This is a genomic window from Bacillus sp. FSL M7-0791 (genome assembly GCF_038627085.1).
Classification (GTDB): Bacteria; Bacillota; Bacilli; order Bacillales; family Bacillaceae; genus Bacillus; species Bacillus safensis.
On the sequence record NZ_CP152022.1, the window covers coordinates 1,389,716 to 1,402,245 of the forward strand.

Annotated in this window: 14 protein-coding genes; 12 read left to right on the forward strand and 2 right to left on the reverse strand. The window is 41.3% G+C overall.

The genetic code is table 11. The features are described from left to right. Positions 1-82 precede the first annotated feature (82 nt). Positions 83-1,519 carry a deoxyribodipyrimidine photo-lyase gene (locus tag MHI08_RS07065; protein ID WP_342500114.1) on the forward strand — a complete coding sequence of 479 codons (1,437 nt, stop codon included), beginning with the start codon at positions 83-85 and terminating at the stop codon, positions 1,517-1,519. 37 nt (positions 1,520-1,556) lie between these two features. On the opposite strand, the gene MHI08_RS07070 is transcribed toward MHI08_RS07065, so the two are convergent. After that, positions 1,557-2,480: a heme A synthase gene (locus MHI08_RS07070; protein WP_024426908.1), complete on the reverse strand. Its 924-nt coding sequence runs from the start codon at positions 2,478-2,480 to the stop codon at positions 1,557-1,559. A 393-nt stretch (positions 2,481-2,873) separates the two neighbouring features. Between MHI08_RS07070 and cyoE the strand changes: the two genes are divergently transcribed. The 6 genes from cyoE (at position 2,874) to ctaG (ending at position 9,046) form a co-directional block, all read left to right on the forward strand. After that, positions 2,874-3,791 (forward strand): heme o synthase, encoded by a 918-nt coding sequence (cyoE, locus tag MHI08_RS07075; RefSeq protein WP_024424777.1) that lies wholly within the window; start codon positions 2,874-2,876, stop codon positions 3,789-3,791. 279 nt (positions 3,792-4,070) lie between these two features. Further along, positions 4,071-5,138, forward strand: coding sequence for a cytochrome c oxidase subunit II (gene coxB, locus MHI08_RS07080; RefSeq protein WP_024426909.1), 1,068 nt, complete (start codon positions 4,071-4,073; stop codon positions 5,136-5,138). A 175-nt stretch (positions 5,139-5,313) separates the two neighbouring features. Next, positions 5,314-7,185, forward strand: a complete 1,872-nt coding sequence (gene ctaD, locus MHI08_RS07085) for a cytochrome c oxidase subunit I (RefSeq protein WP_034621096.1) — start codon at positions 5,314-5,316, stop codon at positions 7,183-7,185. Continuing rightward, entirely contained in the window at positions 7,182-7,805 is a 624-nt protein-coding gene (gene ctaE, locus MHI08_RS07090; protein WP_087977219.1) for a cytochrome c oxidase subunit III, read from the forward strand. Before ctaD ends, ctaE begins: the two co-directional genes overlap by 4 nt. 2 nt (positions 7,806-7,807) lie before the next feature. Next, complete coding sequence (gene ctaF / locus MHI08_RS07095) at positions 7,808-8,137, forward strand: cytochrome c oxidase subunit IVB (RefSeq protein ID WP_024426910.1); 330 nt, start codon at positions 7,808-7,810, stop codon at positions 8,135-8,137. 30 nt (positions 8,138-8,167) lie between these two features. After that, positions 8,168-9,046, forward strand: a complete 879-nt coding sequence (ctaG, locus tag MHI08_RS07100) for a cytochrome c oxidase assembly factor CtaG (RefSeq protein WP_024424782.1) — start codon at positions 8,168-8,170, stop codon at positions 9,044-9,046. A gap of 74 nt (positions 9,047-9,120) precedes the next feature. On the opposite strand, the gene MHI08_RS07105 is transcribed toward ctaG, so the two are convergent. Further along, entirely contained in the window at positions 9,121-9,486 is a 366-nt protein-coding gene (locus MHI08_RS07105) for a YugN family protein (RefSeq protein ID WP_024424282.1), read from the reverse strand. Between the two features lie 161 nt (positions 9,487-9,647). On the opposite strand from MHI08_RS07105, the gene MHI08_RS07110 reads away from it, so the two are divergent. The 5 genes from MHI08_RS07110 (at position 9,648) to MHI08_RS07130 (ending at position 12,509) form a co-directional block, all read left to right on the forward strand. Beyond that, complete coding sequence (locus MHI08_RS07110; protein ID WP_029706548.1) at positions 9,648-10,070, forward strand: CBS domain-containing protein; 423 nt, start codon at positions 9,648-9,650, stop codon at positions 10,068-10,070. Positions 10,071-10,192: 122 nt separating this feature from the next. Next, positions 10,193-11,236, forward strand: coding sequence for a CAP domain-containing protein (locus tag MHI08_RS07115; protein WP_024424280.1), 1,044 nt, complete (start codon positions 10,193-10,195; stop codon positions 11,234-11,236). 110 nt (positions 11,237-11,346) lie between these two features. Continuing rightward, complete coding sequence (locus MHI08_RS07120) at positions 11,347-11,760, forward strand: YlbD family protein (RefSeq protein WP_034623703.1); 414 nt, start codon at positions 11,347-11,349, stop codon at positions 11,758-11,760. A 19-nt stretch (positions 11,761-11,779) separates the two neighbouring features. Next, on the forward strand, positions 11,780-12,028 hold the full coding sequence (locus MHI08_RS07125; protein ID WP_024424278.1) for a YlbE-like family protein: 249 nt from the start codon (positions 11,780-11,782) through the stop codon (positions 12,026-12,028). A 70-nt stretch (positions 12,029-12,098) separates the two neighbouring features. After that, a complete protein-coding gene (locus MHI08_RS07130; protein ID WP_342500115.1) occupies positions 12,099-12,509 on the forward strand; it encodes a hypothetical protein in 411 nt (136 codons plus the stop codon). Positions 12,510-12,530 lie beyond the last annotated feature (21 nt).

Here is a 12,530-nt window from a genome sequence, read left to right on the forward strand (position 1 = left end):
CGTGATGTGTCTTTTTTTTGAGCGCATTAAAATGTGCAGCAGCAAGTGAGAGTGATTACACTATAGAGTGAGGTGAAGAAGGTTGGACAACATTGTTGTGATTTGGTTTCGCCGGGATATGCGATTAGATGATCATATCGCCTTATCAAAAGCGATCACATATGCAAAAAAACACGAGTGCAAATTATTTGCTCTTTATCATCTAGATCCATTTTTTACTGAAATGGACCTCGATTTAAACAACGAACATTTTTTTCAAAACTTGGCGCATTTCGTCAAGGTAGCAAGAGAATCTCAAATGTATATTCATCTTCTCTATGGAGATGTCTTGCGTGCCTTTCAGCAAGTTATCGATGTGTATGACATCAAAGCTGTCTTTTTTAATGAAGATCAAGTGGGAATCGGTCAAAAGCGTGACCATCAAGTAACCGCTTTTTTAGAAAAGAAGGGCATTCATGTGTCAAAATGGCAAGATACACACCTTCACGGGGCGCAAGATATTTTAAAAGCGGATGGCACTCATTATCAAGTGTTTACTCCATACTATCAATCATGGCGAAAGCAAGAGAAGCAGCCTGTGATAAAAGTTGACAAATCATTTCTCAATAGCGCTCATACGATTTGTGATGAGTCACTTTCACACAAAGGGAATGACAAACTGCGCAGTATAATCATGAGATGCTCAAGAAAATTTGATCAAATCGGCTCACGCAAAGCGATGAACACGCTGCATGACTTTATCCAAAAAAGACTAACACGTTACCATGAAAAACGAGATATTCCATCTGTTTTTGGAACGAGTAAGCTGTCACGGTTCTTAAAAACAGGGACCATCTCAATTCGAACGATCTTTCATGCGGTACATGAGGAAGCACTGTTTGAAGACGAGGGCAGAGAAACCTTTATCAAAGAGCTGGCGTGGCGAGATTTTTACCATATGATTTATGCTCATTATCCAGAAATGAAAGAAAAAGAAATCAATTCGGCGTTTCAAGGGATGAAATGGAATGAAGATGAGACGCTGTTAGAAGCATGGTGTAAAGGTGAAACAGGCTTTCCTCTCGTTGATGCAGGGATGAGACAGTTAAATGAGGAAGGCTGGATGCATAATCGTTTAAGGATGGTCACCGCCTCATTTTTAACAAAGGATTATTTGATTGATTGGAGAAAGGGAGAAGCGTATTTTGCAAAAAAGCTTGTGGATTATGATGAGGCTTCGAATATCGGAGGATTTCAGTGGGCAGCTTCTGTTGGGACAGATGCCGTGCCGTACTTCCGTATTTTTAACCCAACGACCCAGTCGAAGCGGTTTGATCCAAGCGGGGAATATATTAGAAAATATGTACCAGAGCTAGAGCATGTTGATGAAAAATGGATTCATGAACCAAGTAAAATGCCGACTGATGAACAACTGAAATCGAGCTGTGTACTAGGGGATACATACCCGCTGCCAACAGTTGATCACCAGGAAAGACGCAAAAAAGCCATCTTGCTATTCGAAGAAGCAAAACAACAATAAAAAATCCCCCTCTCCACATGAAAGGGGGATACAATTCTTATCTAAATGGCTCTTTGCTTTCATATTTAAACCGGGCAATGAGTAAGCAGAAGTAGCATAGTACCCCAAACAAACAAGAAATAAAGAATGAATGAGCCAGCGCATAACCAAGTGCAAGCTGAGAATAAACAGACATCACACCTGAAATGGCTTGAAGTGTAATCAGAATGGCTGAGATAATCCACCCATAATAAAGCTGCTTCTGTTCTTTATAATGTTTCATGGCATGGAACATTGCGACAAATATCCAGACGAATAAAAGAAGTGCTGCTGCTCGGTGAGACATTTGAACCCACTGATTAAAATACGTTGGAAGCGCACCGTCTTTTGAACAAAACGGGAAGACAGAACAAGCAAGGCTTGACTTTGTATGTCTCACATAGGCGCCCGTATATACCACGATATACGTATACGTGATCAACCCATAAATATGGAACTGCATTTTTTTGCCGATATGAAGCGGCTTCACAAGCTTTGTTTCAGATCTGGTTGCTTCAAAGACAAGAAGTGCAAGCAGTAATACTGAAGCAAATGAAATGAGTGAAATACCGAAGTGCAGTGCCATTACAAGTGCGTTAGAACCAAATACGACGGCAAGAGCTCCTAACAGCGCTTGAAGCATTAAGAATATAATGGACATGATGACCAAAAATTTGGTTTCACGGAATACTGGACTAATTTTTTTCCAGCATAAGACCGCCAGTGCCAGAACAAGAATGGTGGAAACCCCTGTTGACATGCGGTGACTCCATTCGATGATGGAAGCGGGGTTCATTTCAGGAAAGAAACGACCGTGGCAAAGGGGCCACTGTCTACCGCAGCCAAGACCCGAACCGGTTTTCGTCACAAGCGCACCGCCAATCAGTACGATCAGCATCACAAACGTTGTGATCACGCTCAATAGCCTTAAAGCAAATTTCATCAAATTATTTCACCTTCTCTAAAAAACTTCTGATGTAAATGAAAACCTCACATGCTCTCAAGTTTAAGCCAAATGCGTGTTCTGTTGCAATTCATAATGACCAAAGTTCACAAAAAAATGATATGTTAGTTCACAAAGTTTACAGATTTAGAGTGCTTGATCTTTCTTTGACAGTCTGATAGAAATAGAGGAGAGAATATTTCATTTTGCACCGCCTTCTGAAACACACATATATCCTAATAAATTCACGAAAAGTTCACAAATAACTTCAAGTTTGTCGTTTATTATTTAATAGGATGTTTTTTTACAGCTGTTTATCTTGTATGATAGAGTTGTAATGATTTTACGTGTCATTCGTTCGTTTGAAGGTTTGGGCAAGGGAGGTTATACACATTGGCAAATTCCAAAACAGCCGCGGAAGCAGCTATTCATGGACAAATAGAAGAAACAACAGCGTGGAAAGATTTTCTTGCTCTGATTAAAATGGGCATCGTCAATTCCAATTTCATTACGACATTTACTGGAATGTGGCTTGCTTTTTATTTTACAGATATGAGTTTTCTTGGAAATCTTGATATTGTGCTGTTAACAATGATTGGTTCTTCTCTTATTATTGCCGGTTCATGCGCAATTAATAATGCGTTTGACCGTGATATTGATATATTAATGGAAAGAACAAAAACAAGACCGACGGTTACAGGTAAAATTCAGCCGGGGCAAGCGTATGCATTTGGCATTCTGCTTGTTGTATTAGGACTCATTATGCTTCTGATGACAACCATTACATCAGCAGTGATTGGATTTATTGGAGTCTTTACTTATGCGGTTCTTTACACCATGTGGTCTAAACGCCACTACACCATCAATACAGTTATCGGAAGTGTATCTGGCGCGGTTCCGCCATTAATCGGCTGGACAGCTGTCACAGGTACAATCGACACAACAGCTTGGGTTTTGTTTATGATTATGTTCATTTGGCAAATCCCGCACTTCCTGTCACTTGCGATTAAGAAAACGGAAGATTACCGTAAGGCGGGCATTCCAATGCTGCCAGTTGTTTACGGCTTTGAAGTCACAAAACGCCAGATCATCATTTGGACAGCATGTCTTCTTCCGCTTCCATTTTTCTTAGGTGGATTAGGATGGCCGATTGTCGCACTTGGTACATTGCTTAATATTGGATGGCTTGTTATTGGCCTTATGGGCTTTAAAATGAAAGACATCATGAAGTGGTCAACGCTCATGTTCGTTTATTCATTAAACTACTTAACCATCTTTTTCGTAGCGATGATTATTATTACACTATTCTAGAGTGAAATACACTTTGATCACATCAAAACAATGGCTATATCTTATAACACAACATTTTCTAACAACTATGAAAGCCGCCTGATATTCAGTTCTATTTAGGCGGCTTTCTGTTTATACATAGATGGTATTTTGAGTAAAAACATCATTTTTTTATGAAAAGAGGAAATGTAAGTGCTTTTATAAGAGGCGGGGGTTATGCATGGGTGAGAAGTGATTTTATAAATAAGAGGTAAAAAGCGAAAGGCAAAGGAGATCAAGCAAAAGGGGTTGGGACAAATTATGATAAGAAAATGGCGTGTTTATTCACTGTTTCTCTTACTGACGCTCGTTTTGGCGGGCTGTGGTGAACCATACTTATCAACACTCAAGCCTGTTGGGGAAGTAGCAGATAAACAGTTTTTCCTAACGGTACTGAGTACACTCATTATGGTTCTTGTCGTCATTGTTGTATCGATCATTTTCTTTTACGTCATCATTAAATTCAAACGTTCTAAAGTGGGAGAAGATACGATTCCAAAGCAGGTGGAAGGGAACCGCAACCTGGAAATCACATGGACAGCGATTCCGATTCTTCTACTCATTATTCTCGTTGTACCTGTTGTGGCATACACGCTTGAACTAGGGGATACAAGCGCTATGGATAAGAAAAAACGAGATCCTGAAAAGACACTTGTTGTTAATGTAAGAGCCAGCTTATATTGGTGGGAATTTGAATACCCTGATTATGGGATTGTCACAAGTCAGGAATTGATCGTACCAACAGATCAAAAGGTATATTTTAAGCTGAAAGCGTCCGATGTCAAACACTCATTCTGGGTTCCATCGGCTGGCGGTAAAATTGATACAAACACAGATAATGAAAACAAATTTTATTTAACCTTTGACTCGAAACGAACGAAAGATGCAGGGGAATATTTCTACGGGAAATGTGCGGAGCTGTGCGGGCCGTCACATGCTTTAATGGACTTTAAAGTTAAAACGCTTTCTCAAGATGAGTTTTTAGGATGGACGAAAAAAATGGCTGATTACAAGAAGCCTGAATCCACAAAGGATCTCGCTTTAGAGGGTGAAAAGCTATTTAAAGAGAAAAATTGCTTAAGCTGTCACGCAGTAGAGCCTGGTGACGAACGGCCGGAAGCAGCAAGGACTGCACCAAACCTTGCGACCTTCGGAGAGCGGACGAAAGTAGCTGGAATTAAAGACATGAACAAAGAAAATGTGAAAGCATGGCTGAAAGATCCAGAAAGCTTTAAACCAGGTAATAAGATGACAGGAACGTACCCTAAATTAAATGACTCAGAAGCAGATGCACTTTACGAGTATTTAAAAGGTCTTAAAATCGAGTAACAACTAGAGCAGATATTCAAGAGGGTATGTGATCGATGTGAAGTTTTTGTTAAGAGCTCCCGAATATGTCTCTACAACCGAGAAGTCGTCATCTGTCAGACATAGTCTGCTTAAAGGATCGTGAAGAAAGACATCTATATGAAAAGGGGCAAATGGGAGATAAGAGGGGGATTTCATGGTGAGTACAATAGCTAAAAAGCGGGGGTTTGGCGCTGTCTTATGGGATTACTTGACAACGGTTGACCACAAAAAAATTGCCATATTATATTTAGTGGCAGGGGGATTTTTCTTTTTGGTTGGCGGCCTAGAAGCGATGTTTATCCGTATTCAGCTAGCCATCCCTGAAAATGATTTTGTCAGTGCAGGGGTTTACAATGAAATCATGACGATGCATGGAACGACAATGATTTTCCTTGCAGCTATGCCGCTGTTATTTGCATTAATGAATGCGGTAGTACCAATTCAAATTGGTGCACGTGACGTAGCATTTCCGTTTGTGAATTCACTTGGTTTTTGGTTATTCTTTTTCGGAGGAATTTTCTTAAACCTTGGATGGTTTATGGGCGGAGCACCTGATGCAGGCTGGACTGCATACGCTTCGCTCACGCTGAATTCAGAAGGTCATGGAATGGATTTCTACATTTTAGGTTTACAGATCGCGGGTATTGGTACGCTGATTGCAGGAATTAACTTTCTTGCAACGATTATTAATATGAGAGCGCCTGGTATGACGTATATGAGAATGCCGCTCTTTACTTGGACGACATTTGTCGCCTCCGCACTTATTTTATTCGCATTCCCTCCGCTGACAGCAGGGCTTGCGATGCTGATGCTTGATAGAATGTTTGACACGAGCTTTTTCAATCCAGAGCTTGGAGGAAATACAATCATCTGGGAGCATTTGTTCTGGATTTTCGGACACCCGGAAGTATATATCTTGATCCTGCCGGCATTCGGAATCTTCTCTGAGATCATTCCGGTGTTTGCAAGAAAAAGATTGTTTGGTTACTCGTCCATGGTGTTCGCTACTGTATTGATTGGTTTCCTTGGATTCATGGTGTGGGCGCATCACATGTTCACTACGGGGCTTGGACCTATCGCCAATGCGATCTTTGCTGTAGCGACCATGGCAATTGCGGTGCCAACAGGAATTAAAGTATTCAACTGGCTGCTCACGATATGGGGCGGTAATGTGAAGTTTACAACGCCGATGCTTTATTCTGTTGCCTTTATTCCGTCGTTCTTACTTGGCGGGGTAACTGGGGTCATGCTTGCAGCAGCTGCAGCGGATTATCAGTTCCATGATACGTATTTTGTTGTCGCGCATTTCCATTACGTCATTATCGGCGGGGTTGTATTCGGTATTCTAGCAGGTGTGCATTACTGGTGGCCGAAGATGTTTGGAAAAATACTGAATGAGAAGCTTGGGAAAATTGGCTTTGTGCTGTTTTTCGTCGGTTTCCATTTAACTTTCTTTATCCAGCATTTTCTCGGTTTATGGGGCATGCCGCGCCGGGTCTTTACATTCCTGCCAGGTCAGGGTCTCGAGCTTGGGAACTTAGTCAGTACGATTGGAGCACTGTTTATGTTTGTAGCTGTTGTGATCATGCTGATTAACATCATCTGGACAACAGCAAAAGGAGAGCGGGTATCGAGCGATCCTTGGGGAGATGGAAGAACACTTGAATGGGCAGTTTCTTCGCCTCCGCCAGAATACAACTTTAAACAGCTGCCGCTTGTGAGAGGACTAGATCCATTATGGATTGAAAAAATGGATGGTAAAAAAGGAATGACAGCATCTGAACCGCTCGATGATATTCACATGCCGAATAACTCCATTTTGCCTGTCATTATCTCATTCGGTCTATTTGTGTCAGCGTTTGGTTTCATGTATCGTCAAGAGCACAGCTGGGGGCTTCCGGTGATCTTCATTGGTCTTGGTATTACGTTTGCGACCATGCTGGTTAGGTCTTTGAAAGATGATCATGGATACCATATTCACAAAGAAGATTTGACTGACGACGATGATAAAGGGGTGAAAGCATAATGGAACCACAAAAAATGACGGCGGAAACCTTTCCGGCTTCTCCTGAGAAGGCCACGTTAGAAGGGAAGAATAAGTTTGTCGGGTTCTGGCTGTTTCTTGGAGGAGAAACCGTTCTGTTTGCATCGCTTTTTGCCACTTATTTGGCGCTGAAAAACTCAAATGCAGGCGGAGCAAAAACAACTGATATGTTTGACCTCACACTTGTCTTTATTGCCACAATGCTTCTATTAACGAGCAGTTTAACGAGTGTGTATGCCATGTATCATATGAAAAACTTTGCCTTTAAAAAAATGCAGCTTTGGCTTGGTATCACGGTCCTTTTAGGTGCTGGATTTTTAGGGGTTGAGATATATGAGTTTTATCACTATGTGCATGCGTATGAATTTACGATTACCAGCTCTGCTCTTGGTTCTTCCTTCTATACACTTGTAGGAACTCACGGAGCTCACGTCGCCTTCGGACTTTGCTGGATTACCGCTCTCATGATCCGAAATATGAGACGCGGACTCGATTTATACAATGCGCCGAAATATTATGTGGCTAGTCTCTATTGGCACTTCATTGATGTTGTGTGGGTCTTCATCTTTACCGTTGTATATTTAATGGGAATGGTGGGATAAGAATGGGAAATAAAAACACAAATCAGTCTAAAGTCGACCTTGTATATCGTAAAAAGAAAAATGCCGAAGAAATGAAGCATCAGCTCATTTCTTTCGGCTTGATGATTGGATTAACATTTGTTGCATTTTTAACGATCGCCTCAGAAGACGTTGGGAATTGGTTCGCAGTACCATTTATTTTACTGCTTGCAGGCATTCAGGTGGCTTTTCAGCTTTATTATTTTATGCACATGAACCAAAAAGGGCATGAAACACCCGCCTTGTTTCTATACTCAGGTGTGTTTGTTGCGTTTATTACCGTATTAGCCTTTTTGACCATTATATGGTGGTAAACCCGCTTTGCCCTTGAAGGAGGCGCAGCAATGGAGAACTTAGAAATTTTCGGATTTCGGGCTTTATGGAGCCCTTATTATTTGACTTGTATTGTGATAGCAGCTGCTCTTTATCTGCTTCTTGTGACAAAGGGAAAGCACCGTGCGACGGTGAAAGAGAAGACGTTGTTTCTGACAGGGCTTGTTCTGTTATATGCTGTGAAAGGGAGCCCAATTGATTTAATGGGGCATATTATGTTTAGTGCACATATGGCGCAAATGGCGGTGCTGTACTTAGTCATCCCGCCCCTCCTTATTACAGGATTGCCTCCAGCCATTTGGGAGCGGATTATTCAAACACCAGGTATTCAAGCTGTTTTCCGTTTGTTTTCCAAACCTTTAATTGCACTGCTTGGGTTTAACGGCTTGTTTTCGCTGTATCACATTCCGCTTGTGTTTGATTTTGTGAAAACAGATCCGTTTTACCACGCAGTGATGACGGTGGTTATTTTTATCGCTGCCTTTTTCATGTGGTGGCCGCTTGTTCATAAAGTTCAAAGTCAGCCGCAGATCACAGGTATTTTGAAGCTTGGATATATCATGGCAGACGGGATATTGATGACACCGGCCTGTGCACTCATCATGTTTAGTGAAGCACCGATCTATGCAACCTACTCAGATGCCGGCGCATGGATACAAGCACTGCATTTATGTGTGCCAAGTGATATGCTGGCAGGCCTTGCTCTCACTGGTCCTGATATGTTCCACACCTTGCCGCTGCTAGAGGACCAGCAGCTAGGTGCCATTTTGATGAAAATTATTCAGGAGATTGTGTACGGCTCTATTCTTGCTGTTGTCTTCTTTGACTGGGCAAGAAAAGAAAGAGCAAAAGATGCCGTACCAGATGCGCTTATTCCGAAATATGAATAAAAAAAGCACAGCCATCTGGCTGTGCTTTCATCTTAGAAAAAGGGCTAAAATAAAGATCATTTTAGCCCTTTGTTTTATGCTTCAGCCGTCATGGCTTCTAGTTTTTCCTTCAGCTGTGCAAGTGTTTTTTTGCTTGATTGGATGAGAGACTTAGGGAATTCTTCGCCTTCGCCGTATTCAACACCATGTGGATAATAGTGTTTTCCAAGTAACGGTGTTAGAAGCTGAATGTGTGCTTTTTTGGAACCGACATCTCCTTCAGTAGCGTAGCCGGAAATCCGTAAATAAAAGGTTCCCTCTACCATGCTGTACTTTCTGTCGTATGTCACACGCTCATAATCCCATTGATCGGCTCGTACAAATCCTTCACTTTCCATAATGAAATCTAATTTATTTAAGTCAGCTGATACCTTTTCAATCCCCGTACCTTCAAACTTCACCCAAAACCCCTCCTTATAAAATTTCCCTTTACTGACAATCATAGTATGAAAGCGTTAAACTTTCAACTGTGAAAGGTATGTTCTTTTATAAGCTGGTTACAGTAATAAAGAAAATAACGGATGGAGGAATCAACGTGAAAACGAAAAAAATCAAAGATATTATGACCAAAAAAGTAGTGACATGTAATCAAGATGACAATACGTATGAAGCAGCAGTCAAAATGAGAGATGCTGATATTGGTGCCATTCCAGTGGTTGACGGAGATCAGCTCGTAGGAATAGTGACAGACCGTGACCTTGTGCTTAGAGGCATTGCAGAAAAAAAGCCAAACTCACAGGAAGTAGGCTCGCTGATGACAAAGGAAGTATTAACAGCTGAAGAAGATGCAACACTTGAAGAAATTGTCCGGCTCATGTCAGAGCATCAGCTCCGCCGCATTCCCGTTGTGAAAAACGGCGCATTAACAGGGATTGTCGCTCTTGGAGATTTATCAGTCGAAGATTTATCAAATGATCGCGCGGGAGAGGCACTGACAGAAATCTCTCAACAGGATCAAGATCATGGACAAGGATTTCTTCATTAAGAGGGGCATATTTTAAATTCGTGTTAAATAGGCTGTATTGTCGTTGATAAATGGAGCAAGTTTTGTTTAAATGACAGTAGAAGGTACTTTTTGTACCTTGCCAATTTAACGGAGGTGTTTATTTGAAAACTGTGCTCAAAACACTCCTCATCCTCCTGATTATATCTGGAACGTACGTTCTGTTTATTCAATATGGATCTTCACCAGAAAAAGAAAACAGCAATGAACCGAAGGTGTCTAATGAAGAAACATCTAGCGATAAGCCGATCAACATCCCCAAAAAAGGGCTCATGTCCTTTATGGGGAAATCTTCAAACGAAGTGCTTAAACAGCTGGGAGAACCAGATCGAATTGATCCTTCCGCATATGATTATGACTGGTGGATTTACAACCAATCGAAGAAGCACTATATTCAAGTAGGGGTAAAGGATAGTAAAGTGGTGACCTTGTTTGCAACAGGAGACGGTCTGAATGTAGAACCGTTTAAAATCGGTCAAGCCACAAGTGAAGTATTTAAGAAAACACAAATTGCACCTTACATTCATGTGGAGGATGAACAAAATTCATACCGCTTTGAATTCTCAGAAGATGATATGAATACAAGACCTACTGTGAAAGTGGGAGATGATGTGTATGTTCAGCTTTACATGGATAAGTTTGAAAGCACCCTTTCAAGTATCAGGGCCTTCAACGCAGATACATTTGTGAAACAAAAGCCGTATGAGGTGGTCTACCGAGGTCAATTGGTAGAACCTGAGGCGATATCAGGCGAAAAGTGGAAAGATATCGAAGCTTCCAGTCAAAAACAAATTTTTGATATGACCAATATTATCCGCCATAAGTACAACCTGCCGATCTTAAAGTGGGATGATGAAACCTCTGAAGTGGCATTCATGCATAGTGAGGACATGAAAGAGAATCATTATTTCTCCCATGAATCTAAAAAATACGGTACGCTGAAAGACCGGTTAGAAAGAGGCGAGGTGGGCTTTCAGCTCGCAGGTGAAAACATTGCCTATAACTATGTCGATGGACCTGCAGCGGTAGAGGGCTGGCTCAATAGTGAAGGTCACAGGAAGGCGTTATTAAATAAAGATTACACGCATCTTGGCGTAGGGGTGAAAGAAAAATATTACACCCAAAATTTCATCAAGAAAACTTCTTAAACGAAAGCAGCTGCATGGTCGCAGCTGTTTTTTTGATGGTTAAAAAGAGGCTCACCAAAACAGATGCTGGTGTATATAGTATAGTAGGCATTTGTATGGGGGGTGAGGATATGACAAACAAGCATAAACAAACATCCATTGATGAATTTAAACAATTCGTCAGACGCCATCCGAAGTTAATTCAAGAAGTGCAAACGCAAGAAAAAAGCTGGCAAAGTGTATACGAGAATTGGGTCATGTTTGGTGAGGAAGATGAGATGTGGTCACCTTACCGGCAATCGAAATCAGAAGATGCGAAAGAAGAAAAAGCCTCTAAGCCAAGTGAAGCAGGAAAAGCAGATTTTATGTCTAAAATGGTTTCTGCTGTGAAAAAAATGGACGCTGATCAAATGAATGAACAGATTAACAAAATGAGCCAGTCTATTTCCTCTTTACAAAGCTTGCTCGGCCAATTTTCATCCAATGGTTCAAAGAAAGGTTCATCTGGAGGCAGTCAGCACCCATTCTCCTTCAGGAAAGATTAAGTGAAAGGGGATGCTTCTGGTGCGAAAAGAAGTACAGGAATTTGTCATGGCCGAAGAGGAGCGAATCAAATTCATAAGGCAGCGTCCTATCTGGTACAGACAGCTGACGCGACATCCTGAAAATCTAACGTCCTTTGAATTAGATAAAATGAACTTTTACGAAAAAACCATTCCTCATCGTGTGAGTCAGTTGAGCAATAGCGTCCAAATGGCTGAAATGATGATTCAAATGTTCCAAGCAATGCGCAATCAAAATGGAGCCGGTTGAGGCTTTTTTTGAGTTGATTAAGATGTCTATTTCCTGAGCATCCTATAAAAGTAGATGAAAGGAGAATCAGATGATGAAATGGATGCTGTCAATAGGCGCATTGCTTTTTCTTGTCACCGGGTGTCAAAGTCAACATGGAGAAAAGCAAGTGATTAAGCAAGACCCAGCAGTACCAGTCATGCAGCAAGCCCAAAGCGAAATGAAGCAGCAAGGCTTTTTGAAATACAAAGTGCAAGGGTCGTCTGTCTATATAGAAAGTACACTTCAAGATTTTCATCTTCAGCCAAAGCGTCTGAAAAAGAACGAGAAGGCGGGATATTTCACAGTGTATGTAGACGGGAAACGTGCAGGGAATGAGTATACCGCGGCATTTGTGGTCAAGCATCTTTCAAAAGGAAAGCATAAAATGACTGTTGTGCTGAATTCCCGTCATCCTGAATATAAACAGAAAAGAAAAACATGGGATGTATTTGTCACGTAAAAGCATTTTCTGATCCATAGG